Source organism: Bradyrhizobium manausense (assembly GCF_018130615.1).
GTDB lineage: Bacteria > Pseudomonadota > Alphaproteobacteria > Rhizobiales > Xanthobacteraceae > Bradyrhizobium > Bradyrhizobium manausense_A.
Genome location: NZ_JAFCKB010000006.1, coordinates 237,134 through 262,078, shown reverse-complemented (window position 1 = coordinate 262,078; position 24,945 = coordinate 237,134). Strand labels below are relative to the sequence as shown.

At 64.0% G+C, this 24,945-nt stretch carries 27 protein-coding genes; 14 read left to right on the top strand and 13 right to left on the bottom strand.

The features are described 5' to 3' along the window. The first annotated feature begins 47 nt into the window (after window positions 1-47). Both JQ587_RS14495 and JQ587_RS14490 read left to right on the top strand, forming a co-directional pair. On the top strand, window positions 48-530 hold the full coding sequence (locus JQ587_RS14495; protein WP_212425717.1) for a (2Fe-2S)-binding protein: 483 nt from the start codon (window positions 48-50) through the stop codon (window positions 528-530). Continuing rightward, the gene (locus JQ587_RS14490) at window positions 530-4,042 is read left to right on the top strand and encodes a molybdopterin cofactor-binding domain-containing protein (protein WP_212425716.1); all 3,513 of its coding nucleotides are present in this window, start codon (window positions 530-532) and stop codon (window positions 4,040-4,042) included. Before JQ587_RS14495 ends, JQ587_RS14490 begins: the two co-directional genes overlap by 1 nt. A 130-nt stretch (window positions 4,043-4,172) precedes the next feature. Here the strand turns inward: JQ587_RS14490 and JQ587_RS14485 are convergent, their stop codons facing one another. Beyond that, on the bottom strand, window positions 4,173-5,141 hold the full coding sequence (locus tag JQ587_RS14485; protein ID WP_212302578.1) for a catechol 2,3-dioxygenase: 969 nt from the start codon (window positions 5,139-5,141) through the stop codon (window positions 4,173-4,175). 433 nt (window positions 5,142-5,574) lie between these two features. Here JQ587_RS14485 and JQ587_RS14480 point away from each other — a divergent pair, with 433 nt between their 5' ends. The 4 genes from JQ587_RS14480 to JQ587_RS14465 all read left to right on the top strand — a co-directional run bounded on the left by JQ587_RS14480 (window position 5,575) and on the right by JQ587_RS14465 (window position 9,367). Beyond that, window positions 5,575-7,317 (top strand): ATP-binding protein, encoded by a 1,743-nt coding sequence (locus JQ587_RS14480; protein WP_212302577.1) that lies wholly within the window; start codon window positions 5,575-5,577, stop codon window positions 7,315-7,317. Between the two features lie 206 nt (window positions 7,318-7,523). Beyond that, a complete protein-coding gene (locus tag JQ587_RS14475; protein WP_212302576.1) occupies window positions 7,524-8,105 on the top strand; it encodes a peroxidase-related enzyme in 582 nt (193 codons plus the stop codon). Between the two features lie 9 nt (window positions 8,106-8,114). After that, window positions 8,115-8,588: an MgtC/SapB family protein gene (locus JQ587_RS14470; protein ID WP_212302575.1), complete on the top strand. Its 474-nt coding sequence runs from the start codon at window positions 8,115-8,117 to the stop codon at window positions 8,586-8,588. A gap of 116 nt (window positions 8,589-8,704) precedes the next feature. Continuing rightward, a complete protein-coding gene (locus JQ587_RS14465) occupies window positions 8,705-9,367 on the top strand; it encodes a flavin reductase family protein (protein WP_212302574.1) in 663 nt (220 codons plus the stop codon). Between the two features lie 92 nt (window positions 9,368-9,459). On the opposite strand, the gene JQ587_RS14460 is transcribed toward JQ587_RS14465, so the two are convergent. The 5 genes from JQ587_RS14460 to JQ587_RS14440 all read right to left on the bottom strand — a co-directional run bounded on the left by JQ587_RS14460 (window position 9,460) and on the right by JQ587_RS14440 (window position 11,411). Next, window positions 9,460-9,699, bottom strand: coding sequence for a DUF6894 family protein (locus JQ587_RS14460; RefSeq protein ID WP_212302573.1), 240 nt, complete (start codon window positions 9,697-9,699; stop codon window positions 9,460-9,462). 99 nt (window positions 9,700-9,798) lie between these two features. After that, window positions 9,799-10,116 (bottom strand): hypothetical protein, encoded by a 318-nt coding sequence (locus tag JQ587_RS14455; RefSeq protein WP_212425715.1) that lies wholly within the window; start codon window positions 10,114-10,116, stop codon window positions 9,799-9,801. Further along, window positions 10,080-10,283, bottom strand: coding sequence for a hypothetical protein (locus JQ587_RS14450; protein ID WP_212302571.1), 204 nt, complete (start codon window positions 10,281-10,283; stop codon window positions 10,080-10,082). The genes JQ587_RS14455 and JQ587_RS14450 overlap by 37 nt, the downstream gene beginning before the upstream one ends. 145 nt (window positions 10,284-10,428) lie before the next feature. After that, window positions 10,429-10,671, bottom strand: coding sequence for a DUF6894 family protein (locus JQ587_RS14445; protein WP_212302570.1), 243 nt, complete (start codon window positions 10,669-10,671; stop codon window positions 10,429-10,431). An 8-nt stretch (window positions 10,672-10,679) separates the two neighbouring features. Next, window positions 10,680-11,411, bottom strand: a complete 732-nt coding sequence (locus JQ587_RS14440; protein ID WP_212302569.1) for a Crp/Fnr family transcriptional regulator — start codon at window positions 11,409-11,411, stop codon at window positions 10,680-10,682. Window positions 11,412-11,570: 159 nt separating this feature from the next. On the opposite strand from JQ587_RS14440, the gene JQ587_RS14435 reads away from it, so the two are divergent. Continuing rightward, window positions 11,571-11,774, top strand: coding sequence for a hypothetical protein (locus tag JQ587_RS14435; RefSeq protein WP_212302568.1), 204 nt, complete (start codon window positions 11,571-11,573; stop codon window positions 11,772-11,774). 1 nt (window position 11,775) lies between these two features. Here the strand turns inward: JQ587_RS14435 and JQ587_RS14430 are convergent, their stop codons facing one another. Beyond that, entirely contained in the window at window positions 11,776-11,919 is a 144-nt protein-coding gene (locus JQ587_RS14430) for a hypothetical protein (protein WP_212425714.1), read from the bottom strand. A 270-nt stretch (window positions 11,920-12,189) separates the two neighbouring features. On the opposite strand from JQ587_RS14430, the gene JQ587_RS14425 reads away from it, so the two are divergent. Then, window positions 12,190-12,345 (top strand): hypothetical protein, encoded by a 156-nt coding sequence (locus tag JQ587_RS14425; protein WP_194476480.1) that lies wholly within the window; start codon window positions 12,190-12,192, stop codon window positions 12,343-12,345. A 16-nt stretch (window positions 12,346-12,361) separates the two neighbouring features. On the opposite strand, the gene JQ587_RS14420 is transcribed toward JQ587_RS14425, so the two are convergent. Further along, window positions 12,362-12,988: a ParB-like protein gene (locus JQ587_RS14420; RefSeq protein ID WP_212302566.1), complete on the bottom strand. Its 627-nt coding sequence runs from the start codon at window positions 12,986-12,988 to the stop codon at window positions 12,362-12,364. 270 nt (window positions 12,989-13,258) lie between these two features. Here JQ587_RS14420 and JQ587_RS14415 point away from each other — a divergent pair, with 270 nt between their 5' ends. The 6 genes from JQ587_RS14415 to JQ587_RS14390 all read left to right on the top strand — a co-directional run bounded on the left by JQ587_RS14415 (window position 13,259) and on the right by JQ587_RS14390 (window position 18,131). Further along, window positions 13,259-13,603, top strand: coding sequence for a hypothetical protein (locus JQ587_RS14415; RefSeq protein WP_212302565.1), 345 nt, complete (start codon window positions 13,259-13,261; stop codon window positions 13,601-13,603). Window positions 13,604-13,847: 244 nt separating this feature from the next. Then, window positions 13,848-14,135, top strand: a complete 288-nt coding sequence (locus tag JQ587_RS14410; RefSeq protein ID WP_007592476.1) for an acyl carrier protein — start codon at window positions 13,848-13,850, stop codon at window positions 14,133-14,135. A gap of 10 nt (window positions 14,136-14,145) precedes the next feature. Continuing rightward, window positions 14,146-14,616 carry a 3-hydroxyacyl-ACP dehydratase FabZ family protein gene (locus JQ587_RS14405; RefSeq protein WP_212425713.1) on the top strand — a complete coding sequence of 157 codons (471 nt, stop codon included), beginning with the start codon at window positions 14,146-14,148 and terminating at the stop codon, window positions 14,614-14,616. Then, window positions 14,613-15,818 (top strand): beta-ketoacyl-ACP synthase, encoded by a 1,206-nt coding sequence (locus JQ587_RS14400; RefSeq protein ID WP_212425712.1) that lies wholly within the window; start codon window positions 14,613-14,615, stop codon window positions 15,816-15,818. The genes JQ587_RS14405 and JQ587_RS14400 overlap by 4 nt, the downstream gene beginning before the upstream one ends. 94 nt (window positions 15,819-15,912) lie before the next feature. Further along, complete coding sequence (locus JQ587_RS14395; protein ID WP_212302562.1) at window positions 15,913-17,190, top strand: beta-ketoacyl-ACP synthase; 1,278 nt, start codon at window positions 15,913-15,915, stop codon at window positions 17,188-17,190. An 8-nt stretch (window positions 17,191-17,198) separates the two neighbouring features. Further along, entirely contained in the window at window positions 17,199-18,131 is a 933-nt protein-coding gene (locus JQ587_RS14390) for a lipid A biosynthesis lauroyl acyltransferase (protein ID WP_212302561.1), read from the top strand. Window positions 18,132-18,149: 18 nt separating this feature from the next. Here JQ587_RS14390 and JQ587_RS14385 read toward each other — a convergent pair whose 3' ends face one another. From JQ587_RS14385 to JQ587_RS14365, 5 genes are all read right to left on the bottom strand, one after another. Further along, complete coding sequence (locus JQ587_RS14385; RefSeq protein WP_212425711.1) at window positions 18,150-19,262, bottom strand: polyamine ABC transporter substrate-binding protein; 1,113 nt, start codon at window positions 19,260-19,262, stop codon at window positions 18,150-18,152. Window positions 19,263-19,269: 7 nt separating this feature from the next. Further along, window positions 19,270-20,451 (bottom strand): aminotransferase, encoded by a 1,182-nt coding sequence (locus JQ587_RS14380; RefSeq protein ID WP_212425710.1) that lies wholly within the window; start codon window positions 20,449-20,451, stop codon window positions 19,270-19,272. Window positions 20,452-20,458: 7 nt separating this feature from the next. Next, window positions 20,459-20,785 carry a rhodanese-like domain-containing protein gene (locus JQ587_RS14375; RefSeq protein WP_212425709.1) on the bottom strand — a complete coding sequence of 109 codons (327 nt, stop codon included), beginning with the start codon at window positions 20,783-20,785 and terminating at the stop codon, window positions 20,459-20,461. Window positions 20,786-20,943: 158 nt separating this feature from the next. Continuing rightward, window positions 20,944-22,872, bottom strand: a complete 1,929-nt coding sequence (locus JQ587_RS14370; protein ID WP_212425708.1) for a potassium transporter Kup — start codon at window positions 22,870-22,872, stop codon at window positions 20,944-20,946. Window positions 22,873-23,014: 142 nt separating this feature from the next. Beyond that, the gene (locus tag JQ587_RS14365) at window positions 23,015-24,913 is read right to left on the bottom strand and encodes a potassium transporter Kup (protein WP_212302556.1); all 1,899 of its coding nucleotides are present in this window, start codon (window positions 24,911-24,913) and stop codon (window positions 23,015-23,017) included. Window positions 24,914-24,945 lie beyond the last annotated feature (32 nt).

Sequence of the window (24,945 nt, the reverse complement as noted above, 5' to 3'; positions counted from 1 at the left end):
ATCGTCGCGACGCACGATTTTTGTGACCGCAGGGTTTGGGAACGAGGATGACGCAGCCACCGATCCGCCTTACCGTGAATGGCAGGATCCACGACGTCGCGGCAGAGCGCCAGACGCCGCTGCTCTATGTGCTGCGCAATGATCTCGGGCTCAACGGCCCGAAATACGGTTGCGGCTTGGGTGAGTGCGGCACCTGCACTGTCCTGGTTGACGGCGTCGCAGCCCGCTCCTGCGTGATTCCGGTCGGTGGTTGCGCTGACCGCGACATCGTGACGCTCGAAGGACTCGGCACAATCGACAAACCTGATGTCGTGCAGCAGGCCTTCATCGACGAGCAGGCCGCGCAATGCGGCTACTGCCTCAACGGCATGATCATGACCACCAAGGCGCTGCTTGCGATCAACCCGCAGCCGACCGAACAGGAGGCGCTCGCCGCGCTGCGCTATAATCTCTGCCGCTGTGGCACGCATGTCGAAATCCTGCGCGCCGTGATGCGCGCCTCTGGCCAGCTCGCCGGGGCCGGTGATTGATGGCATCCCTTCTCTCGAACGAAACAGAGCGGGGCTCGCTCGTCGTCGTCCGCACCGTGGACGAGGTCACGTCCGAGACCTTCGTGCGGATCACCGCCGACGGTTCGGTCACCGCCTATAACGGCCATGTCGATCTCGGCACCGGCATCCGCACGGCACTCGGCCAGATCGTCGCCGAAGAGCTGGACGTATCCTTTGCCCGTGTTGTGGTCGTGCTCGGCGACACCGCCGTTGTACCGAACCAGGGCGCGACGATCGCGAGCGAGACCATCCAGATCACCGCCGTGCCTCTGCGCAAGGCGGCAGCCCAGGCGCGGCACTTTTTGATCGCGCGCGCGGCCGAGCGGCTGGAGCTGCCGGCAGACGAGCTGAAGATCGAAGACGGCCTCGTGCGTGGCCACAATCGCAGCGTCAGCTATGGAGAGTTGATCGGCGGCGAGACCATTCGCCTCGAACTTGCCGATGACGTCACCGTCAAGGCCGTCGGCGATTACGCCATCGTCGGCCAGTCGATGCCGCGCGTCGACCTTCCTGCCAAGGCGACGGGCGAGCCGACCTTCGTGCATGACGTCCGCGTACCCGGCATGCTGCACGGCCGCGTGGTGCGTCCACCGTACTCCGGCGTCGATGCCGGCCCGTTCGTCGGCACCAGCCTGATCGCGGTGGACGAATCCTCCGTGCGCGACGTCCCCGGCCTCGTCGCCGTCGTACGCATCGGCGATTTCGTCGGCGTCGTCGCCGAGCGCGAGGAGAATGCGATCCGGGCTGCCGAGCAGCTCGCGGTGAGCTGGAAGCCGACACCCGCGCTGACTGATCTCGCCGATGTCGAGACCGCGCTGCGCGCCAATCCGTCGACGCCGCGCACGCTGATCGACAAGGGCGACGTCGATGCGGCGATCTCAGGCGCGGCCAGGCCGATGCAGCGCACCTACGTCTGGCCGTACCAGATGCACGCCTCGATCGGCCCGTCCTGCGCGGTCGCCGACTTTCAGGACGGCAATATCCGTGTCTGGTCCGGCACGCAGAACCCGCATGTGCTGCGCAGCGATCTCGCTCTGCTCGTCGAGCGGTCGGAGAGCGAGGTCGACGTCTTCCGTCTCGAGGCCGCTGGCTGCTACGGCCGCAATTGTGCCGACGACGTCACTGCGGATGCGTTGCTGCTGTCACGCGCGGTCGGCCGCCCGGTGCGGGTGCAACTGACGCGCGAGCAGGAGCACGCCTGGGAGCCGAAGGGCACCGCGCAGCTGATCGACGTCAACGGCGGGCTCGACGCCAATGGCGGCATCGCGGGGTACGACCTCGCCACACGCTATCCGTCGAACGCGGCACCGACGCTTGCCCTCCTGCTCACCGGACGCATTCCGTCCGAGCCCATAGTGCTGCAGATGGGCGACCGTACCGCGATCCCGCCTTATGACTACGACCATATGCGCGTCGTCGCGCATGACATGGCGCCGATCGTGCGCGCCTCCTGGTTCCGCGGCGTCTCGGCGCTGCCGAACACCTTCGCGCATGAATCCTATATCGACGAGGTCGCGACCGAGGCCGGCGTCGATCCCATCGAATATCGCTTGCGATATCTGAAAGACCAGCGCGCCGTCGATCTCGTCAATGCGGTGGCCGAGCGCGCCGGCTGGACGCCGCGGCCGGTCCGCGAGGAGAAATATGGCGAGGTCCTGCATGGACGCGGCTTTGCCTACGCGCTCTATGTCCACAGCAAATTCCCGGGCTATGGCGCGGCCTGGTCCGCGTGGGTCGCCGACGTTGCCGTGAACAAGACCACCGGCGACGTCAGCGTCACGCGCGTCGTCGCCGGGCAGGATTCCGGCCTGATGATCAATCCGGACGGCGTGCGCCACCAGATCCACGGCAACGTCATCCAGTCCACCAGCCGGGCGCTGATGGAGGAGGTCTCGTTCGAGCGTGGCGCGGTGGCAGCGCGCGAATGGGGCGCCTATCCCATCATCCCCTTCCCCGATGTGCCCAAGATCGACGTGTTGATGCTGCCGCGGCAGGATCAGCCACCGCTCGGCGTCGGCGAGTCCGCCTCGGTGCCGAGCGCGGCGGCGATTGCCAATGCGATCTTCGATGCAACCGGCGTGCGCTTCCGCGAACCGCCGTTCACGCCGGAGCGCATCCTGAGGGGCCTGCGCGGTGAGACATCGCCCGCACCTCAAGCCTTGCCCGCACCGGCTGCGCCAAGACCGTCTCGTATCTGGGAAAATCCGCTCGCAAGACGCGCCGGCATTGTCGCGACGATCGCGGCCGTCTGCACCGCCGCGATCGGCGTCGGCGCGGCGCTCCTGCCCGGCCGCGCCATCGCGCCGATCGCACGCCCTGATGCATCGGTCTATTCCGCCGCGACGATTGCGCGCGGTCAGCAGCTTGCCGCGCTCGGCAATTGCGCGGAGTGCCACACCAGCCTCAATGGCGTGCTCAACGCCGGCGGCCGTGCGCTGGAGACCCCATTCGGCACAATCTATTCGACCAACATCACGCCCGACGTCGAGACCGGCATCGGCGCCTGGTCCTATCCGGCCTTCGAGCGTGCGATGCGCGACGGCTTGCATCGCGACGGACGGCAGCTCTACCCAGCCTTCCCCTACACGCATTTCGCCAAGACCAGCGATGCCGACATGCAGGCGCTCTACGCTTACCTGATCGCACAGCCTGCAGTGCGCGCGACGGCACCACCGAATGCGCTTACTTTCCCATTCAACCTACGCCCGCTGCTCGCAGGCTGGAATGCGTTGTTTCACGACACCAAGGAGTTCAAGCCCGATCCCGCGAAGTCCGAGGCCTGGAATCGCGGCGCCTATCTGGTCGAGAGCCTTGGCCATTGCAGCGCCTGCCATTCGCCGCGCAATGCATTTGGCGCCGAGCAGCGCCAGGCTTATCTCGCCGGCGGCCTTGCCGAAGGCTGGGAGGCACCACCGCTCACTTCGCTCTCGCATACACCGATCCCATGGAGCGAGGACGAACTGTTCGCCTATTTGCGTACCGGCCATTCGCGCCATCACGGCGTCGCCGCCGGCCCGATGGCGCCTGTTGTCAGGGACCTCAAGGCCCTGCCCGACCCCGACATCCGTGCGATGGCCGTCTATCTCGGCTCGTTCAATGACACCGCGACGGATGCGCCCGCAATTGCCGCAAGGCTTGAGAGCGCAACGCAAGTCACCGTTGCCTCATCCGCCGGCGCGCGGCTTTATCTGGGCGCGTGCGCGGTCTGCCACGAGGTCGGCGGCCTGCCGCTGTTCGGCAGCCGGCCCTCGCTCGCGCTCAACAGCAATCTGCACAGCGTAACAGCGGACAATCTCGTGCAGGTAATCCTGCACGGCATCACTGATCCCGCCTCCAGCGATCTCGGCTACATGCCCGCGTTTGGGAATAGCATGAGCGACGCGCAGGTCGAGGAGCTCGTCAGCTTCCTGCGCAGGCAGTTCGCACCCGACAAGCCAGCCTGGACCGGCGTCCGCGAGACAATCGCGCGAGTACGGGCGTCGGTGCACTAGACGATTCACTCCGTCGTTCCGGGGCCCGAGCGTAGCGAGGGAGCCCGGAATCCATAATCACCAGCCGGGGTCATGGATTCCGGGCTCGCCGCTTCGCGTCGCCCCGGAATGACACTGAATGAGATCCAACTCAGCCGTGCTTCTTCATCTCCACCGGCGGCGTGCCGTGGGTGTGGAAGGACTCGATCGTCTTCAGGCCCCACGCCTGGCCCTTCTTGCGCTCTTCTTCGGTCCACACGATCGGCTTCCAGTCCGGTGCGAGGATCAGCCGCGCACCGGCATTGGCGACTTCGACGCGGTTGCCGCCGGGCTCGTAGACATAGAGGAAGAAAGTCTGCTGGATCGCGTGCTTGTGCGGGCCGGTCTCGATGTGCACCCCGTTCTCCAGGAAGATGTCGGCAGCGCGAAGAATCTCCTCGCGGCTGTCGAGCGCGTAGGTGACGTGATGGAAGCGGCCGGGCGTCCCGGAATGATCGAGCGAATAGGCGAAATCGTAGCTCTTGTTCGACATGGTCAGCCACATCGCCGCTTCCCGGCCGTCGTTGAGCACGATCTGCTCGGTGAGGCGGCAGCCGAGGTAATTCTCGAAGAACTCGCGGTTGGCCTTGATGTCGACGGCGAGACAGTTGAGATGATCGAGACGGCGAACGTTGACGCCACGCGCGGGAAAGCGCTGTGCCTGGTTCTTCAGTGCGGGCTTGAGCTCCGGCGGCGCCTGATACCATTCGGTCTCGTAATAGAGCTCGACGATGTGACCATCGGGGTCCCTGCAGCGGAACGTCGGCCCCTGCCCCATGTCGCCGTCGATCCAGCCGATGTCGAAGCCCGAGCCCTTCAGCGCGGCGACGCGGCGCTCCAGTGCCTGCTGGCTGCGCGCGCGTAGCGCCATGTGCTCCATGCCCGAGGTGTTCGAGGCCGTCAGCTTGAGGGAGTAGCGCTCGTAATCGTCCCAGCCGCGCAGATAGACCGACTCGCCCTTCTGCCCGCTCACCGTCATGCCCATGACGTCGACGAAGAATTTGAGGCTCTCGTCGGGCTTCGGCGTCAACAGCTCCATATGGCCGAGATGGGCGAGATCAAGGATCGGTTCAGGCTGCATGGTGTCCTCCAGAGGCACGGCGATCCTGTTCACGGGATCGTACGCGGGGCGCAAACGTTCACGGGCGCGCCCGGGCGGCACTCGGGGGCCGCGGGCTCATTTGTACTAATGTACAAATGATTAGGTCTCGTCAACAAATCAACACGTGCCGGTCCGCGGCGAAGGCGCGCTCCCGACGTGACCAGCCGTCCCCCGAACGATCGACGGACTGCCCGAATGGTAAAATCTTCCTTAAAGCGAAATGGAACCGGAGGCGTGAGAGAAAAGGCAGCATTTTCAAGCCGTTTGCACCCACGAACAGGAATTAGGAACAAAGCTCGCAGCCGAATTGTCACGGATTTAACAAAGCGCCCGCGCCTGTCGTTTAACCGTTTGTCCAGCGACCGCCGCGCATAGTCGGGCAAACAATTCTGTCGTCTCAGGTTTATCCATCGTGACATCTTTTGGACGCGTGATTTCGGTACGCGGATCGCTCGCCCGGGTGGGGCTTCTGGCGCAAAGCCAGATGCCGATCTCGGAGGTTCGGGCGACCGTCGGCCGTTTCGTCAGCATCCGCTGCGCCAGCTCGGTCATCGTCGCCATGATCACCGAGGTGTCCTGCGAGAATTTGTCGAGCAACGACAACTACATCGCGATCGCCTCGGTCGATCTGCTCGGCGAGATCCTCAATGCGGCCGACAAGGCCAAATTCCAGCGCGGCGTCACCAACTACCCGACCATCGGCGATGCCGTCGACCTGATCACGAGCCAGGAGCTGCGCACGATCTACGCGCCGACCGGCTCTGACCAGATCAATGTCGGCTTCCTCCAGCAGGACCGTTCGGTCGTCGCCTATGTCGACGTCGAGGAAATGCTCTCGAAACACTTTGCGGTGCTGGGATCGACCGGTGTCGGCAAATCCACCGGCGTGTCGCTGCTGCTCAACGAGATCTTGAAGGCGCGCCCGAACCTGCGCATCTTCCTGCTCGACGTACACAACGAATATGGCCGCTGCTTCGGCGATCGCGCGCTGGTGCTCAACCCGCGAAACCTGAAGCTGCCGTTCTGGCTGTTCAATTTCGAGGAAATCGTCGACGTCCTGTTCGGCGGCCGCGCCGGCGTACCCGACGAGCTCGACATCCTTGCGGAAGTCATCCCGCTCGCCAAGGGCGTCTATACCCAGTACCAGAACGCCGACCGCATCGGTCTGAAGCGCATCGACCCCAAGCAGGTCGGCTACACCGTCGACACGCCGGTGCCGTACCGGCTGGTCGACCTGATGTCGCTGATCGACGAGCGCATGGGCAAGCTGGAAAACCGCTCCTCGCGCATCATCTATCACAAGCTGATCTCGCGCATCGAAGCCGTGCGCAACGATCCGCGTTACGCCTTCATGTTCGACAACGCCAATGTCGGCGGCGACACCATGGCCGAGGTGATCAGCCATCTGTTCCGCCTGCCCGCCAACGGCAAGCCGATGACGGTGATGCAGCTCGCCGGCTTCCCGGCCGAAGTCATCGATTCCGTCGTCTCGGTGCTCTGCCGCATGGCCTTCGATTTCGGTCTGTGGAGCGACGGCGTCTCGCCGCTGCTGTTCGTCTGCGAAGAGGCGCACCGCTACGCCTCCGCCGACCGCAATGTCGGCTTCGGCCCGACCCGCAAGGCGGTCTCGCGCATCGCCAAGGAAGGCCGCAAATACGGCGTCTATCTCGGCCTGATTACCCAGCGCCCGGCCGAGCTCGACGCCACCATCATCTCCCAGTGCAACACGCTGTTCACGATGCGTCTTGCCAACGACCGCGACCAGGCGCTGCTGCGCGCCGCGGTGTCGGACGCGGCCGCCAATCTCTTGTCCTTCGTGCCGTCGCTCGGCACCCGCGAAGTCCTGGCGTTCGGCGAAGGCGTCGCCCTGCCGACGCGTCTGCGCTTCAAGGAGGTGCCGCCGCACCAGCTGCCGCGCGGCGAGGCCACCATCTCGAGCGTGCCGTCCGTCACGTCGGGCCATGACATGCATTTCGTCGGCGCGGTGCTGGAACGCTGGCGCGGTGCGACCTCGAACCGCGACTCCGCGCCGAACGATCCGGTGTTCCAGGCGCCGCCCACCAAGACGCTCGCGCCGGCGGAAACGCCAATGCTGCAGCCCTCGATGGGGCTCGATCCAGACCGCTTCTCGCTGCTGAAGAAGCCGCTGCGGTGAGGCCTCGCTGGTTCACCAACCCGTCATTGCGAGCGCAGCGAAGCAATCCAGAATCCCACCGAGGAAAGACTCTGGATTGCTTCGCTCCGCTCGCAACGACGGAGTATGAGTGACAGCGCCACTTCTCCAACCGGCATTGCAGCAGGCACGTTGAGGCGCTCGTCCGCATGGATTATGTTTCCAGGCCCCAAGCCGGAATCATGCCCATGACAAAGCCCGCCGCACAACGCTTCCCCGCCCCAGCGATCGACACGCTCCCAGACGATATCCGCACACGTCTCCTCGCCGTGCAGGAGAAGAGCGGCTTCGTGCCCAACGTGTTCCTGACGTTGGCCTACCGGCCCGACGAGTTCCGCGCGTTCTTCGCCTATCACGACGCGCTGATGGAGAAGGATGGCGGCCTCACCAAGGCTGAGCGCGAGATGATCGTGGTGGCAACTTCGGCCGCCAACCAGTGCCAGTATTGCGTGATCGCCCATGGCGCGATCCTGCGCATCCGCGCCAAGAACCCGCTGATTGCCGACCAGATCGCGACCAACTATCGCAAGGCCGACATCACGCCGCGCGAGAGAGCGATGCTCGATTTCGCGATGAAGATCTCCGCGGACGCGCAACGGAGCTCGGAGGAGGATTTCGCAGCCCTCAGCCCCCATGGCTTCAGTGACGACGACATCTGGGACATCGCCGCGATCTCGGCCTTCTTCGGATTGTCGAACCGGCTGGCAAATTTCACCGGCATGCGGCCGAATGACGAATTCTATCTGATGGGACGCCTGCCCAAGCAGTGACCGGAAGCGATGACCGAGCTCGACTGGCCCGAAATCCTGCTGCGCCTCGGCGTTGCGACGCTTGCCGGCAGCGCGATCGGGCTCAATCGCGATCTGAACGGCAAGCCGATCGGGCTCAAGACGCTCGGCATCGTCGGCCTCTCCACGGCAACCGTCGTGCTGCTTGCGCTGCAACTCGCCGAGCCCGGCAAGGTCGTCGATGCCACGAGCCGGGTCATTCAGGGTATCCTCACCGGCATCGGCTTCCTCGGGGCCGGCGTCATCGTCCACGAAAGCGACCGGTTTCGAGTCCGTGGGCTGACCAGCGCGGCATGCACCTTCCTGGCCGCCTGCCTCGGAATCGTCTGCGGCGCCGGGCAATGGAAGACCGTCGCGGTCGCGCTGGCGCTGGCTTTCATATTGCTCACGATCGGCCGCCGCATCGAGCGCCACGTGCACCGGGCGCTCGGCGGCACGGAGGAGCCGCACGAAGACCACCGGTAAACGTGGCGGTCTTTGCTCAAATCTTCCGCTCGCATATTGGTTTGAAGCGCTGATAATTGCCCCGACAAATGCGCGGTGGTCGCCGGTTCGACCGCCGTTCCGGCCTGAGAGGAACGATGGACACCAGTGCTCACGACCCCGGGGACGTGACGTTCGACTTCCGCGAACTGTCCGCCCGCGACAAATACAAGCTGCTGATCGGCACGGTCGTGCCGCGGCCGATCGCGCTGGTGACGACCGTCGATCCGCAAGGGAGGATCAACGCAGCGCCGTTCAGCTTCTTCAATTGTCTGTCGGCCGATCCCCCGATCCTCGCGCTCGGGGTCGAGAACCATCCGGACATGCGGTTCAAGGACACCGGTCTCAACATCCGCTTGACCGAGGTCTTCACCGTCAACATCGTCTCGCACGCGATTGCCGAGGCGATGCATGTCTGCGCCGTGCCGTTCGCACCGGAGCACGATGAGTTGAAAGCCGCAGGCCTGACCGCGATGCCAGGCAAGACCGTAGCGTCGCCCTGGATCAAGGAGGCGCCGGCGGCGTTCGAATGCCGCCGCCATATCACGCTGGAGCTCGGCAAGTCGCGCCAGATCATCATGGGCGAGATCTTGTTCGCGCATTATCACGCCGACGTCGTCGATGCCGAGCGCCTGCGCATTGATCCGGCCCGGCTCGATGCCATCGCAAGACTCGGCGGCAGCACCTGCGCGACCATTCGCGATCGTTTCGACATGGAGACGCCGACACTCGACGATTACTGGAGCCAGCGGCAGTCGTAGGCGATCGTCGACTTCAGCCTCAGTCGGCGCTTAGGTTGTATGTCCGTCGAAATCGCCCTCGGATACGCGCGTTCCAAATCCGGGCAATTGTCTCAGTCCTGGCTCGCATGTATCAAGATCTGGAAAATGCGCGCGCCGTCTTCCGTCCGCACCTCCAGCTGCCAGTCATCGTCCGGCAGCAAGTCACCATCGAGGTCTCGCAAGCTGTCGGCGGCATAGCGCGTCGCGATTTCCCACGCCGTGCGTCGATCCGGAAGCTCCTGGCCAAGATCGTCGCGGTCGTCCAAACGATTGCCGTTACGAACGTTGAAGTAGAACCTGGGCATCATCATTCCCCGTCCCGGGACCCCTGACGGATAAAGTAACCCATGTTAATTTCGTTCCTACCCGCCAGCGAGTTTACGCGATCGCAAGCCGCCCGGGGCCGCCGATCACTCATTGTGTTTTCCCTCGTGTTCCATGCGTATCGGTGACGCGGTCGACCTCGACTGGTTCGAAATGATATCGACGCATCGGTCATTCGGACGCAACTCGATCGTCACGACCACGGGAGTCGCGGGCGCATGCGCGAGCTCCAGCCATTTGATCGCTTCATCGACCCAATAATCGTGATTGAGGGGATCGGCCGCGGCCCGCTCGCGGCAGGCAGCGGCTTGCAGCAGGCACGCCGCTTTGCGGTCCATACTATTTTCTCGGCGGTCCACGTCGCCGTTCACTTCGGCATCGGCTGGCCGGACGAGGCCAACCATGCATTGATGCACCGCGCGGTCTCCGCCTGGCGCGCCTTCTGCAACATGCAGTCCCGCGCCATGCCCTGCGGAAGTCTCCCCGCAGCCTTGCGCGCCGCCACTGTCGCCTGCTGCAATCGGTCGTTCAGGGATACGGCCTGCTTCCGGCGATTGCGCTTCTTGATCATGGGCAGCCTCCGTCCTTGCAGCCAAGCTGCGCTTCGATGGCGCAGATGTCGCTAACGTAGGTTACCCCTGCATGTCGAAATAACTTCGCGATCGATAGGAACAATCGCGCGCCGTCCGCGTCTTGCGCGATGAAATCGTTCTGGATTAGTCGTCCGCCAGCTCTTCGACTTCGAGCGTGATCGAGATCTTTAGGCATGGCGTATGTTCGTCCTCGCGCACGTCCACGACGACATGATCGGCACTGCCGGCCAGGAACGCCTCGCGGGCAATGGATGCGCCGGTCAACATCGCTTCCTTGCGCGCAACCTCCACATTGGCAAAGTTCTGTCCGTCCTCATCCGGAATGAGGCGGCTGTCCTCGTGGATGTCGAAGTGGAATCGGGGCATCGGGCGCCTCAAAGGGTTGGCGACTGATGCAGGTAACGGCCGTCGAAATCCGCTAGTTCCTGAAATTTCCGCTCGTCGAGCACGGTGACGCGTCCGCGATTGAACTCGACGATACCGTCCTGCCGCACCTGCTTGATCACCCGATTGGCGTGCACGGCGGTGATCCCCAAGGCCTCGCCGATCTGCTCCTGCGTCAGCGGCATCTCGAAGCTGTCGCCGTCCAAACGACCGATGAGCCTGAGGCGTTCGCGCAACTCGATCATGACGTGGGCGAGCCGCGCCGGCGCAGGACGCTGGCCGACATTGACGATCCATTCGCGGAACATCGCAGCATCGGTCAGCGTATCGCGCCAAAACATCTCGGCAACCTCGGGGCTGCGGCGATGCAGCTTCTGCAAATTGTCGTGGCTAATGAAGCCCAGCGTTGCCGGCGTCAGCGTCGAGAGGTCATGGTCCATCACGTGCAGGAACAGGCTCATCAGATCAGGAATTTCGCCGGGGATGTGGAGTGAAAGGATCTGCCGCTTGCCGCTCGCGATCGTCTTGGAGCGCGCACAGAAGCCGTCCACGATCAGGCAGCAGTCAGTCGCACGCTCGCCATCGCGCACCACCGCCATCTCGGCGGGATACTGCCGCACCGAGATCGGGAGAGCTTCGATCTCCTTGATGTCCTCGTCCGTGATCGCGGACGAGACGCGCAGGCGTCTGATGAGCGCCGCGCGGATCGTGTCGCTGGGCACCTGGGGCTAGCTCCGGTCGCGTGAAGTGGAACTCTATTGCAATCCGCGGCGCAGCTGCGCCGTCGCAATAAAACCCGCAATCGCCTTTCCCGGTTCCAACAAAAGTTAAGGACGCGGCTTGCCCGCACATGGTTGGCTTGGTGCGCGAAAGGCCCAACCATGACAAAGAAGCGCAATCGTACGCGACCGGCCCTGTCCCTCCAGGAACGCCTGACCAAGTTCACGCAGGACGCCCGCGCCGCCGCCAAAAGTCTGCCGGCCGGCACCGAGCGTCACACGCTGCTGCAAAAGGTGCGCGATGGCGAGGCCGCAGCTGAGATGGAGCGATTGCTGTCCTCACCCGGCCTGCCAAATCCGAAATGATCTAGTGATTCACCATCAGCGGAAGCGCGGGAGCAAAGCGCTCGGCAAATGTCAGTGTTCTGGCCTGATGGACCGCGGCAAACGAGGCCGAGATTCCTGCTGAAGCGACCGCGAGCAAGGCAATTGCGAAAACCAGACGGCGCATGTGAGCCTCCTGTGTGAGCTCGAGACCCAACGTTGAGGCGGCTCTGTTTCAGGACGGTTTCGTCGGCGCGGAAAATGATTGCGTTCAAGCGGCTGTGATCAGATCCGGTTCGCCGAACCGCGTGCAGCCACCAACTCATAAGTATGGCCGTCGTCTTGCGACGAGCCGGGCGGTAGCGGGAATTTCAAACCCGCGATCACGATCGGGAATCGCAGGGCTACCGTGACAAGCAGCATTTGCTTGCATGCAGTGCCTTCGAGGAATACTCAAATGAAGATCGTCATCCAAAGGCTCAATGGTCTCTGGCACCTCATCGTCGGATCGTGCCGCATCCGTACGCCCTTCCTGGAGACCCAGGACCGCGCGCTGGTCGTGACGTACGCCCGGCGTGCTTACCCCGGCGCCAAGATCTTCCAGCGCGACTGATGCGCGCGTCAGCGCCTCAATCGTCCGACGCCGGTCCGCACCAGCCGGGCAGATAGACCGCATCCTTGCTCTTGGCCGCGGCCAGCGCCTTTTCCAGCGCCTTGTCGAAATTGGCGTCCACCGCCTTGCGCGTCAGCTTGCGGCGCAGGAAATCGGCCCACAGGAACTCGGAGAACGGCGTGGTGTCCTTGGCGAAGCCGCCCATGCGGCGGAGCTCGCCGGCGAGGCTGCGAAATGGATCATCCTTGAGGTCGGCGACCGATTTCGGCAGATCGCGGAACGGGCGACGCTCGCCCTTGCTGTCGTAAGGATAGACCCAGCGCTTGTTGTCCATCACGCCCCAGAAAGCTTCGCGTTCGACCATGCGGAGATCGCCGACCACGGTGACCAATACCTGCTTGATGCCCTCGTCATGCAATGCGCGGCCGAGATGGTGGTGGTCGATCACGTAGTAGCGTCCGTCAGGTCCGGCCACGACGGGGATCATGTGGGTGCCGAGGAGGTCGGACTGCTTTTTCTTGCCATGCTCGCGCCAGCGCTTGCGCTTCTCCTTGACCTCGCGCATGCCGACCGTCATCTGCGTCGGCCGGAGCGACAGGATCGACACCGGATGCACTCTCGGCTCGCGCGCGTTGGTGGTCATGATCGAACGGCCTCTCATCTGGTGGCAAATTGTGGTCCGGGTTCCCGATTATGCCATGGGCCGCGCGGCGGCAACATGGGTTCGCGGCTCTGAGTCCGTCGTCCCGGTTGGTGTTGCAGCGCAACTCGCACGTCCTTGGCGTTCGGATGACAACCCGCTCCGAAAAGCAGTCGCGACGTCCCGGCACGACCGCGCAACGAGAAGATTTTCTGCAACCCCCGTATCGCCTGTGCTATCTAAAAATCGCTGCTTCGGAGTAATCCCTACCCCATGAAGTCCCAGCGGCCCATAACCTCGGACGACGAGCACCGAGTGCTCCAGTTCAGGCCGCGAACGACGCCCTCCCCTGTGATCCACCGGGGCGGTGGTATCGTACAGCCGCTCCGTGCGGCAGCGCCCGAACCGCTCGATTTGTCGCGCTATGAACAACCCCGCGATGAGCCGGACGACTTCCGCCATCGCATGCTCGCCAATATCGCGGCGCTCGCCTTCACCATCGCACTGACTGCCATCGGGATCTGGCTTGCGGTCAGCATCGCCGATCTGCGCCGGACGCAGGATTGCGTGCTGATGGGCCGGCGGGACTGCGTCAAGATCACGACGCCGCACATCTAGGCCCGGCCCGCCACTGACGGACTCCCCACGGGGGCCAACCCCGCCTGGAGGCCCTCCAGGACGGCATCCCCAGCCCTGTCCCTGGGCCCTGTCCGGCTCCATTGAACTCAGGGCGGCGCTCCGATATACGGGCTTTCGACCCGTCCAGAGGGGGGTTAGAGGGCGTCATTCGGGGCGCGACGCCCACCCACCGTGCCACTCTGGGATATCTGACAAATACCTGCAATATATCAAAGGCTTAGTGATGTCCTCCACATTCGATCAGGTCGCTACGATCATCGCTGAAACCTGCGACATCCCGCGCGACACGATCACGCCGGATAGCCATGCCATCGATGACCTCGGCATCGACAGCCTCGATTTTCTGGACATCGCGTTCGCGATCGACAAGCAGTTCGGCATCAAGCTGCCGCTGGAAAAGTGGACCCAGGAAGTCAACGATGGCAAGGCGACCACCGAGCAGTATTTCGTGCTGAAGAATCTGTGCGCGCGCATCGACGAGCTGGTTGCCGCCAAGGGCGCGAGCGCCTAATCGGGCGGTCATGCAACTCGAATACTTCCACATGATCGATCGCATCGTCGACCTCAACGTCGACGAGAAGAAGATCGTTGTCGAGGCCCAGGTCCCTAAGGAGAGCACCATCTTCGAGGGGCACTTCCCGGGCTATCCTCTGATGCCCGGCGTGCTGCTGATCGAATCGATGGCGCAGGCTTCGGGCTTTCTCCTGCTTGGCGTCTTGAAATTCGAGCGCATGCCGATTCTCGCCGCCGTGAAGGAAGGTAAGGTCCGCGGCTCGGTGTTTCCGGGCGACCTCATGACCCTCGAGGCGAGCGTGGCCCATGAAGGCTCGGGCTATGCCATGACCGAGGCGAATATCCGGGTCGGCGGCAAGCTGCGCGCGAATTCGACGCTCACCTTCACGCTGATCCCCTTCCCCAATTCGGATATGCGCGGATACATGGACGCGGTCGCCAAGCGCGTCGGCTTTCCGCAACAGGCCATATCGCCATGACTGACACTGCTTCGAAGCCCGGCCAGACGGAAGTCTGGATCACCGGCATTGGTCTTGCCACCTCGCTCGGCGAAGGTCTCGACGCCAACTGGACCGCGCTTCAGGAGAAGCGCGTCAACGTCGACGAGAAGGGCTTTGCGCCTTTCATCGTGCACCCGCTGCTGCCTGTCAGCTTCGACAGCCAGATCCCGAAGAAGGGCGACCAGCGCCAGATGGAAGCCTGGCAGCGCATCGGCGTCTATGCCGCGGGCCTTGCGCTCGACTCGGCCGGCATCAAGGGCAACAAGGACATCCTGTCGAAGATCGACATGGTGGTGGCTGCCGGCGGCGGCGAGCGCGATCTCAATGTCGACACCGGCGTGCTCACCGCCGAGGCCAAGGGCGCCAATGCGCCGGGCTTCCTCAACGAGCGGCTGATGAGCGATCTCCGGCCGACGCTGTTCCTGGCGCAACTTTCCAATCTGCTCGCCGGCAACATCGCCATCGTCAACGGTCTCGGCGGCACCTCGCGCACCTTCATGGGCGAAGAGGTTGCGGGCGCCGATGCCGCGCGCATCGCGCTGTCGCGGATCGCCTCGGGCGAGAGCGACATTGCGCTGGTGGGCGGCTCGCATAATGGCGAGCGCAAGGACCTGATGGTCCTCTACGAATTCGGCGACTTCAACCTGAAGGACAAGTTCGCCCCCGTGTGGCAGCGCAAGGACCACGCCGGCTTCGCGCTTGGCTCGGCCGGCGCGTTCCTGGTGCTGGAGTCGAAGGCGCATGCGGAAGCGCGCGGCGCAAAGCCGTTCGCAAAGCTGTCCAGCGTGGTGACCGATCTCGCCCGTCGCAAGCAGTCGGGCGACATGGAAGCGACGCTCGACAAGCTGTGGGACAAGCTGCCGAAGCGCGAGGGCAAGGGTGCGATCATCTCGGGGGCGTCAGGCGCTGAGCCGGCGACCTCGGAGGAGCGCGACTTCCTGAAGAAGCATACCGACTTCCCGGTGCGCGCGACCGGTACGATGTTCGGGCACACCATGGAAACGCAATTCCCGCTCGGGATTGCGCTGGCCGCCTTGGCAATCTCGCGCGGCGCGCTGTTCCCGCCGAACGATTCCACGGGGACCGAGATTGAAATGCAGGGGGCACCCACCCAGATTGTCGTGGTGGGAGCCGGACACTGGCGCGGCGAAGGCATGGCGCTGGTCGAGGCTGTTGACTAGCGCGCGTCGCGCCCTAGTAGGTTATTGTTCGAGCATGATCTTTTCGGAAGACCGCATCACGCCTTTCCGAATCATGCTCTAGCGGGGGATCGACATGACTGCACCACGCGACAAACTCGGGCGTCCCGTTGTCGTCGTTACCGGCATGGGCATCACGACCTCGCTCGGCGCTGGCAAGGCTGATAATTGGTCCAAGCTCGTTGCGGGCGAATCCGGCATCCGCACCATCACGCGCTTTCCGATCGATGGGCTGAAGACCACGATGGCCGGCACGGTCGATTTCGTCAGCGTCGATCCGTTCTCCTCCACCGGCCTCTCCGAGCGGATGGCTGAACTCGTCACCCAGGAAGCTCTCGAGCAAGCCGGCATCGGCGCCAAGGGCGATTTCCCGGGCCCGCTCTTCCTTGCGGTTGCGCCGGTCGAAGTCGAATGGCCGCAGCGCCGCGAGCTCGGCCGCGCCGTTGGCAAGCCCGACTTCACCTACGACGATCTCTTGCGCATTTCCGGCGGCGGCAAGTACAGCGCCTATCATCACCGCTTCATGTTCGGCTCGGTTGCCGCCCACCTCGCCGAGACCTTCGGCACCAAGGGCTCGCCGATCTCGCTGTCCACGGCCTGCGCCTCGGGCGCGACCTCGATCCAACTCGGCGTCGAGGCGATCCGCCGCGGCGAGACCGATGCGGCGCTGTGCGTCGCGACCGACGGCACCGTGAATCCTGAAGCGCTGGTGCGCTTCTCGCTGCTCTCGGCGCTGTCGACCCAGAACGATCCGCCGCAGGCGGCCTCCCGCCCCTTCTCCAAGAATCGCGACGGCTTCGTCATGGCCGAAGGCGCCGGCGCCCTCGTGCTGGAAAGCTATGAGGCCGCGACCGCACGCGGCGCGAAGATTCTCGGCGTGATCGCCGGCTGCGGCGAGCTCACCGATTCCTTCCACCGCACCCGTTCGTCGCCCGATGGCAAGCCGATCATCGGCTGCATGAACAAGACGCTGGCCGATGCCGGCATGACGCCGGACCAGATCGACCACATCAACGCGCATGGCACCGCCACGCCCGAAAACGACAAGATGGAGTACAACACGACATCGGCCGTGTTCGGCGACCTCCTGCAGAAGATTCCCGTCACCTCCAACAAATCGATGGTCGGTCACACCATCTCGGCCGCGGGTGCGGTCGAGGCGATCTTCTCGCTGCTGACGCTGGAGCATCAGCGCATCCCGCCGACCATCAACTACGACAATCCCGATCCCACGATCCTGTTCGACGTCGTCGGCAACAAGGCGCGCGACGCCCGCGTCACCGCCGTCATGTCGAACTCGTTCGGCTTCGGCGGCCAGAACGCCTCGCTGATCCTGACCCGCGAACCGGCCTGACCGGACGCATGGCGCTGATTCCTATCAGCACGAAGATTCGCGCGCGGAATGCAGCCAAATCGATCGGCGGCGGCCTGATCGGCGCGGCCACGGTCGGCATGCTGCGCACGACCCGCTATTTCGATCCGGTCAAGACGTCGGACTTTTTCGCGCGCGTCACCAAGACGATCGGCCCGCGCCTGCGCGAGCACCGCATCGGCCGCGCCAATCTCACCGCGGCATTCCCTGAGAAATCGCCCGATGAGATCGAACAGATCCTGATGGGCGTGTGGGACAATCTCGGCCGCATCGGCGCCGAGTTCGCCCATATCGACCATGTCTGGGACTACGACCGCGCGCATCCGGAACGCAGCCGGATCGAGCTGCCGAAGCGCACCATCGAGCTGTACGACCGGATCAGGGACGACGGCAAACCGGCCCTGATCTTCGCCTCGCATCTGGCCAATTGGGAATTGCCCGCGCTCGCTGCCCCCGCGCACGGGCTCGATGCTGCGATCCTCTACCGCCGTCCGAACATCGCCTCGGCCGACCGCATCATCCAGGAAATGCGCCAGGTCAACATGGGCACGCTGATCCCCGCGGGCCGCGATGCGCCGCTGCGGCTCGGACAGGCGCTCAAGGATGGCAAGCACGTCGCCATGCTGGTCGACCAGTATCTCACCGGCGGCGTCGAGGTCACCTTCTTCGGCCGCAAGACCCGCGCCAACCCGATGCTGGCGCGCCTGCTGCGCCAGGTCGAATGCCCGATCCACGGCGTGCGCATCGTCCGCCTGCCCGGCTTCCGCTTCCGCGCCGAGCTGACCGAAGAAATTCCGCCGGTGCGCGATGCCGAGGGCAAGATCGACATCCAGGGCACGACGCAGGCGGTCACCAATGTGATCGAAGGCTGGGTGCGTGAATATCCGGAGCAGTGGCTCTGGCTGCACCGGCGGTGGCGGTAACCAGCTGAGCCGCCGCCCTCACCTCCCCGTCTTCACCTTGGTCCAGAGCCGGTTGATGATCCGCTGGGTCGCGGGATCGCGCGCCGTGATGACGAACAGCTTTGCCAGCGTCGCCTCGTCCGGATAGATGTTCTTGTCGTTCAGTATCTTCGGATCGACCAGCTTCTGGCTGGCGAGGTTGCCGTTGGCGTAGGACAGGAAGTCCGAGTTCTTGGCGGCAACGTCCGGGCGGTAGAGATAGTTGATCAGCTCGTAGGCTTCCTTGACGTTCTTGGCATCCGCGGGGATCGCGAGATTGTCGAAGAACATCTGCGCGCCTTCCTTCGGAATGGCATAGCCGATCTCGATGCCGCTCTTGGCCTCGGCCGCACGGGCACGGGCCTGCATGATGTCGCCGGACCACCCGACCACGAAGCAGATCTCGCCGGTCGCGAGTGCGCTTAGGTATTCGGAGGAGTGGAACTTGCGCACGAAGGGCCGTACTTTTGCGACGACGTCGGCAGCCTTCTCGAGGTCGGCCTGCTTGGTCGAGTTCGGATCGAGCCCGAGATAGTTCAGCGCCGCCGGAAAGATGTCGTCGGCGGAGTCCAGCATGTGCACGCCGCAATCCCTGAACTTGGCGAGGTTCTCCGGCTTGAAGACGACGTCCCAGCTGTCGATCTTCGCGTCGGGCCCGAGAATCTGCTTCACCTTGGCGACGTTGTAGCCGATGCCCGTCGTGCCCCACATGTAGTTCGCGGCGAAATTGTTGCCTGGATCGTAGGTCGCGAGATTCTTCGTCACCATCGGCCAGGCATGGCTAAGGTTCGGCAGCTTCGACTTGTCGAGCTTCTGGAAGATGTTGGCCTTGATCTGGCGCTGCAGGAAATAGGCCGTGGGCACCACGACGTCATAGCCGGACTTGCCGGCCATCAGGCGCGTCTCCAGCGTCTCGTTGGCATCGAAGGTGTCGTAGACCACCTTGATGCCGGTCTCCTTGCTGAAGGCCTCGAGGACATCGGGCGCCATGTAGTTCGACCAATTGTAGAAGTTGACGACCCGCTCCTCGGCCCTTGCCGGGACGGAGAACAACGTCAGCGCTGCGGCGATTGCAAAACCGAGGCAAAGCCTCAAGCCGCTGACATTCGTCATCTCAGGTCTACCTCTTGCGTCCGCGTATCGCGTCGGACAGCCGCTCCAGGGCGGTGTCCAGCGTCTGGTCCTTTTTGGCAAAGCAGAAGCGCACCACCGAGGTCACGGGGTCCTGCTCGTAGAACGCCGAGACAGGGATCGCGGCGACCTTGTAGTCCTTCACGATCCGCCAGCAGAATTCGGCATCGCTCTCGTTGAGCCCGAGCGGCGACAGGTCGACGGTGAGGAAGTAGGTTCCCTGCGACTTCAGCACGGGGAAGCCAAGGCTCTCCAGCCCCTTGGTCAGACGATCCCGGCTCCGCGTCAGATCCTTGCGCATCGACAGGAAGTACTCGTCGGGCTTGCCGAGGCCGTAGGCGACGGCGGCCTGGAGGTTCGGCGCGGTGGTGAAGGTCAGGAACTGGTGCACCTTGGCGGCGACACGCAGCAGCGGCGGCGCAGCGCAGACGAAGCCGATCTTCCAGCCGGTCAGCGAGAAGATCTTGCCGGCCGAACCGACCTTGATGGTGCGGTCCCGCATGCCGGGGATGGTAATCAGCGGGATGTGCTTGTGCTCGTCGAACGTGACGTGCTCCCAGACCTCGTCGCAGATCGCGATGACGTCGAACTCCTGACAGTAGCGCGCGAGCAGCTCGAGGTCCTCGCGCGGATAAACCACTGCGGACGGATTCAAGGGATTGTTGAACAGGACTGCCTTGGTCTTTGAATTGAAGACGCTTTTCAGCATCTCCTCGTTCAGCCGCCAGCCCGGCGGCTCGAGCCGTACCAGGCGCGGAATGCCGCCGGCCTGGCGGATGATCGGCAGGTAGGAATCGTAGACCGGCTGGAAGCAGACCACCTCGTCACCGGGCTGCACCACCGCGAGGATCGCCGAGGTCAAAGCCTCGGTGCCACCGGAGGTGACCATCACCTCGCTCATCGGATCGAGCTTGAGCCCGTGCCAATGACCGTAATGCGCCGCGATCGCCTGGCGCAGCTCCGGGATGCCCATCATCGACGGATACTGGTTGTAGCCGTTCAGCGAGGCCTCGGCCGCGGCGCGGCGGATGTCCTCCGGGCCTGGATCGTCTGGAAAACCCTGACCGAGATTGATGGCGTTGTTGTCGCGCGCGGCCTGCGACATCGCCTCGAAGATGGTGACGGGAAGGTCGGCGAAGACCTTGTTCAGCGAGGAGCTCTTGGTCGTCATCGCCGGGCTAACCGCCGACCTTGCTGGGAAGACCCGCCGCCTTCCAGCCGAGCATGCCGCCGGCCAGATGCTTGTCGTAAGGCAGACCCGCAGCCTGGGCGGCGAGCGAGGCGGTCACCGAGCGCTTGCCCGAGCGGCAGGCGAACACGACCTCCTTGCCGGCAGGATCCGGGATGGCCTTTGGATCGAACGTCGAGAGCGGCACGACGACGCCGTAAGGGTAAGCCTCGGCCGCGACCTCGTTCGGCTCACGGACGTCGACGAGCAGATAGCGCCCTTCCGCGACACCCTTGGAGACCTCGTCCGGGGTCAGATCCTGTACTTGATTTGCCACATCATCCTCCAACGTCGCGGGGCGCGTTCCGGGCAATCCCGGCGGCCGGCAACCTCGCCTCTCGGCATACGAAAATCAAGCGCTACAAAGGCTTGAGCTGCCTTGCGCAAGTTAAAGCTAAATCGCAGCGACTTGAAGTGCGGCCTTGGCTCGCCTGCCTAGATCGTCACCTGCGTGCCGACCTCGACCACGCGGCCAGAGGGGATCTGGAAATAGTCGGTGGCGTCGTTGGCGGAGCGGCTGAGCGAGATGAACAGCCGGTCCTGCCAGCGCGGCATGCCGGAATGGGCGGCGGGCTTCAGCGCCCTCCGCGACAGGAAGAACGAGGTCGACATGATGTCGAACTGCCAACCGAGCTTGCGGGCGATGGCGAGCGCCTTCGGCACGTTGGGCGATTCCATGAAGCCGAACTTCAGCGTCACCTTGGAGAAGGTGGGGCTGACCTGTTCCAGCTTGACGCGCTCGGCCGGATCGATCCGCGGGGTCTGCGCGGTCTCGATGGTGAGAATGACATTCTTCTCGTGAAGCACTTTGTAGTGTTTCAGACTATGCATCAGCGCGGTCGGTGCGCTCAGGGGATCGCTGGTCAGGAACACGGCCGTGCCAGGCACCCGCTGCGGCGGCCGCTTCTCCAGCATCGCCACGAGGTCGGCGAGCGGGAATTCGAGCTTGCGCGACTTCTCGAACAGGAGCCGGCTGCCGCGCCGCCACGTGTACATCATGATGATCATGAGGGAGCCGAGCGCGAGCGGCACCCAGCCGCCCTCGAATACCTTGAGCAGGTTGGCGGCCAGGAAGGTCAGGTCAAGGAACAGGAACGGCGCGATCAGGGCCGCCGCCGCGAAGGGCGACCACCGCCAGACCTTCCAGATCACCACAAAGCCCATCATTGCCGTGACCACCATCGTGCCGGTGACGGAGATGCCGTAGGCGGAGGCGAGCGCGCTGGACGAGCGGAACAACAGCACCAGCAGCACCACCGCGACCAGCAGCAGCTGGTTGATGCGCGGGATGAAGATCTGGCCGGAATGGGTTTCCGAGGTATGGCGAATTTCAAAGCGCGGCAGCAGGCCGAGCTGAATTGCCTGCCGCGTCAGCGAATAGGCGCCGGTGATCACGGCCTGGCTCGCGATCACGGTGGCGGCAGTGGCTAGCACGACCATGCCGCCGCGGATCCAGCCCTGCGGAAACAGCTGAAAGAACGGGCTTTCGATCGCGGCGGGATCGGCGAGCACGAGCGCGCCCTGCCCGAGATAGTTCAGCGCCAGCGATGGCAGCACGATGAACAGCCAGGCAGTCTGGATCGGCCGCTTTCCGAAATGGCCAAGGTCGGCATAGAGCGCCTCAGCGCCGGTCACGGCCAGGAACACCGCACCCAGCGTCACGAAACCGATGATGCCGTGATGGATCATGAAGGATACGGCGTAGAGGGGATTCAGGGCCAACAGCACCTGCGGCTGTCGGATGATCGGGTGGACCGCCGCCACTGCGATCACCGCAAACCAGACGCACATCACGGGACCGAAGAACGCGGCGACGCGGGCGGTGCCGCGCGACTGCACGGCGAACAGGCAGACCAGGATCACCACGGTCAACGGAACGATGTAAGGCTCGAACGTCAAAGTGACGTCCTTCATGCCCTCGATCGCCGACAGTACCGAAAGCGCCGGCGTAATCACGGCGTCGCCGTAGAACAGGGCGCCTGAGATGATGCCGAGCAGGACGATGGTCGCCCCACCGGCGCCGACCGCGCGCTGGGCCAGCGCCATCAGGGCCAGCGTGCCACCCTCGCCGTTGTTGTCGGCACGCAGCAGGATCACGACGTATTTGAGCGTCACCACGACGATGAGCGCCCACAAGATCAGGGAGACCACGCCAAGGATCGCCGCCGTCGTCGGCGTCCCCTCGGCACCTGAAGCCGCAGTCACCGCCTCGCGGAACGCGTAGAGCGGGCTGGTGCCGATATCGCCATAGACCACGCCGATGCTGCCGAGCGTCAGCGCCCCGAAGCCGGCTGTGGTGTGGGCGTCGCCATGCCCGTTGGCCGCCGCCGTTTCCGGGGCGGGAACTGCTACGTCGCTTGTCATGGGAGAGCCCAGTGGCCTCTAAAAAAATGCTTCACTGCACAACGGCGGAAGAGCGCGGGCTTATAGTCCTGCGCTGCCGGCATAGCCTAGCCCGATTCTGGGCCCTCACCATGCAAATTTCGCATAGGTCCGCCAAGTGCGTTTAAATGGTGACTTGTGTGCCAACTTCAACCACCCGTCCGGTCGGAATCTGGAAATAGTCGGTAGCATCGTTGGCCGAGCGGCTCAGCGCGATGAACAGATGGTCTTGCCAAAGCGGCATCCCCGACTGCGCCGACGCCTTCAACGCGCGCCGCGACACGAAGAACGACGTCGACATGATGTCGAACTGCCAGCCCTGCTTGCGTGCAATCGCGAGCGCCTTGGGCACATTCGGCTGCTCCATGAAGCCGAAGCGCAGGCGCACCTTGGAAAACTTCTCGCTGATCTTCTCCATCCGGAAACGCTCGGACAAATCGACCCGCGGCGTGTGCGCGGTTTCGATGGTCAGGATCACGTTGTGCTCGTGCAGCACCTTGTTGTGTTTGAGATTGTGCAGGAGCGCCGTCGGCACGAAGGCGGGATCGCTGGTCAAGAACACCGCCGTGCCCTTGACGATGTGGGGCGGACGCTTCTCCAGGCTGCGGATCAGATCGTCGAGCGGCACCTCGATCCGGCGCGTCTTCTGGATCAGGATTCCCGAGCCGCGCCGCCAGGTCCAGATCGTTCCCGCCATGGCCGCGCCAAATAGCAATGGCACCCAGGCGCCTTCGAGCAGCTTCAACAAATTGGCGCTGAAGAAGGTCATGTCGACCATGACGAAGGGCAGGATCACGATCGCCGCGGTCGCGGCCTTCCAGTTCCACAATTTCCAGATCACCACGAAGCCCATGATGCCGTCGGCGACCATGGTGGTGGAGACCGCGATGCCATAGGCCGATGCCAGATTGCTCGGTGTGTGGAACAACAGCACCAGCAGCATCACGCCGATCAGCAGCAGCCGGTTGACGCGCGGCAGATAGATCTGTCCGGCATGGGTCTCGGAGGTGTAGCGCACCTCGAAGCGTGGCAGCAGGCCGAGCTGCACCGCCTGATAGACCAGAGAATAAGCACCGGTGATCACCGCCTGACTCGCGATCACAGTGGCCGCGGTGGCGAGCCCGACCAGCGGCAACACCAGATGCTCGGGCACCATCCGATAGAACGAGTGCTCGATCGCGCTCGGATCGGACAGCACCAGCGCGCCCTGCCCGAAATAATTGATCAGCAGCGATGGCAGCACGAAGAACATCCAGGCCGATTGGATCGGCTTGCGGCCGAAATGGCCGAGATCGGCGTAGAGCGCCTCGCCGCCGGTCACGGCGAGGAAGACGGCGCCGAGCGTCACCAGGCCGATCGTGCCGTGCGAAAGCAGGAATTGCAGCGCATAATAGGGATTGATCGCCGCCAACACCGACGGGTCGTCGGCGATGTGGATGACGCCCAGCACCGCCAGACAGGTGAACCAGATCAGCATCACCGGCCCGAAGGCCGAAGCCACCAGCGCGGTGCCCTTGCTCTGAACTGCGAACAGCATCACCAGGATCAGCACTGTGAGCGGCACGACATAATGCTCGAACGCCGGCGTCGCGAGCTTGAGGCCGTCGACGGCCGACAGCACCGAGATCGCCGGCGTGATCATGGAATCGCCGATGAACATGGAGGCGCCGACCACGCCGAGCGCGAGCAGGAACCAGCTCCGTCGCCCCAGCGCGCGCTGGCCGAGCGCCATCAGCGAGAGCGTGCCGCCCTCCCCGTTGTTGTCGGCGCGCAGCAGCAGCAGCACGTATTTGGCGGTGACGACGATCAGCAGCGCCCACAGGATCAGCGACAGCACGCCGAGCACCATGATCCGCGTGACCGGCTCGCCATGGGCCGCGCCTCTGACCGCCTCGTGGAAAGCGTATAGCGGCGAGGTGCCGATGTCGCCGAAGACGACACCGATGCTCCCGAGCGTAAGGGACCAAAAGCCCGAAGTGACCGGCCCGTCCTGGGTCTCGGTCGATGTGATGCTCGCCGTCATGAGGGTGGAAAACGCTTCGTCCCTGGAATTGA

What these genes read in the sequence shown, in the direction of transcription:
- JQ587_RS14495 (WP_212425717.1), top strand. Translation starts at nt 48, where the DNA reads ATGACGCAGCCACCGATCCGCCTTACCGTGAATGGCAGGATCCACGAC.
- JQ587_RS14490 (WP_212425716.1), top strand. Translation starts at nt 530, where the DNA reads ATGGCATCCCTTCTCTCGAACGAAACAGAGCGGGGCTCGCTCGTCGTC.
- JQ587_RS14485 (WP_212302578.1), bottom strand. Translation starts at nt 5,141, where the DNA reads ATGCAGCCTGAACCGATCCTTGATCTCGCCCATCTCGGCCATATGGAG.
- JQ587_RS14475 (WP_212302576.1), top strand. Translation starts at nt 7,524, where the DNA reads ATGACAAAGCCCGCCGCACAACGCTTCCCCGCCCCAGCGATCGACACG.
- JQ587_RS14470 (WP_212302575.1), top strand. Translation starts at nt 8,115, where the DNA reads ATGACCGAGCTCGACTGGCCCGAAATCCTGCTGCGCCTCGGCGTTGCG.
- JQ587_RS14465 (WP_212302574.1), top strand. Translation starts at nt 8,705, where the DNA reads ATGGACACCAGTGCTCACGACCCCGGGGACGTGACGTTCGACTTCCGC.
- JQ587_RS14460 (WP_212302573.1), bottom strand. Translation starts at nt 9,699, where the DNA reads ATGATGATGCCCAGGTTCTACTTCAACGTTCGTAACGGCAATCGTTTG.
- JQ587_RS14455 (WP_212425715.1), bottom strand. Translation starts at nt 10,116, where the DNA reads ATGGTTGGCCTCGTCCGGCCAGCCGATGCCGAAGTGAACGGCGACGTG.
- JQ587_RS14450 (WP_212302571.1), bottom strand. Translation starts at nt 10,283, where the DNA reads ATGATCAAGAAGCGCAATCGCCGGAAGCAGGCCGTATCCCTGAACGAC.
- JQ587_RS14445 (WP_212302570.1), bottom strand. Translation starts at nt 10,671, where the DNA reads ATGCCCCGATTCCACTTCGACATCCACGAGGACAGCCGCCTCATTCCG.
- JQ587_RS14435 (WP_212302568.1), top strand. Translation starts at nt 11,571, where the DNA reads ATGACAAAGAAGCGCAATCGTACGCGACCGGCCCTGTCCCTCCAGGAA.
- JQ587_RS14430 (WP_212425714.1), bottom strand. Translation starts at nt 11,919, where the DNA reads ATGCGCCGTCTGGTTTTCGCAATTGCCTTGCTCGCGGTCGCTTCAGCA.
- JQ587_RS14425 (WP_194476480.1), top strand. Translation starts at nt 12,190, where the DNA reads ATGAAGATCGTCATCCAAAGGCTCAATGGTCTCTGGCACCTCATCGTC.
- JQ587_RS14420 (WP_212302566.1), bottom strand. Translation starts at nt 12,988, where the DNA reads ATGACCACCAACGCGCGCGAGCCGAGAGTGCATCCGGTGTCGATCCTG.
- JQ587_RS14415 (WP_212302565.1), top strand. Translation starts at nt 13,259, where the DNA reads ATGAAGTCCCAGCGGCCCATAACCTCGGACGACGAGCACCGAGTGCTC.
- JQ587_RS14410 (WP_007592476.1), top strand. Translation starts at nt 13,848, where the DNA reads ATGTCCTCCACATTCGATCAGGTCGCTACGATCATCGCTGAAACCTGC.
- JQ587_RS14405 (WP_212425713.1), top strand. Translation starts at nt 14,146, where the DNA reads ATGCAACTCGAATACTTCCACATGATCGATCGCATCGTCGACCTCAAC.
- JQ587_RS14400 (WP_212425712.1), top strand. Translation starts at nt 14,613, where the DNA reads ATGACTGACACTGCTTCGAAGCCCGGCCAGACGGAAGTCTGGATCACC.
- JQ587_RS14395 (WP_212302562.1), top strand. Translation starts at nt 15,913, where the DNA reads ATGACTGCACCACGCGACAAACTCGGGCGTCCCGTTGTCGTCGTTACC.
- JQ587_RS14390 (WP_212302561.1), top strand. Translation starts at nt 17,199, where the DNA reads ATGGCGCTGATTCCTATCAGCACGAAGATTCGCGCGCGGAATGCAGCC.
- JQ587_RS14385 (WP_212425711.1), bottom strand. Translation starts at nt 19,262, where the DNA reads ATGACGAATGTCAGCGGCTTGAGGCTTTGCCTCGGTTTTGCAATCGCC.
- JQ587_RS14380 (WP_212425710.1), bottom strand. Translation starts at nt 20,451, where the DNA reads ATGACGACCAAGAGCTCCTCGCTGAACAAGGTCTTCGCCGACCTTCCC.
- JQ587_RS14370 (WP_212425708.1), bottom strand. Translation starts at nt 22,872, where the DNA reads ATGACAAGCGACGTAGCAGTTCCCGCCCCGGAAACGGCGGCGGCCAAC.
- JQ587_RS14365 (WP_212302556.1), bottom strand. Translation starts at nt 24,913, where the DNA reads ATGACGGCGAGCATCACATCGACCGAGACCCAGGACGGGCCGGTCACT.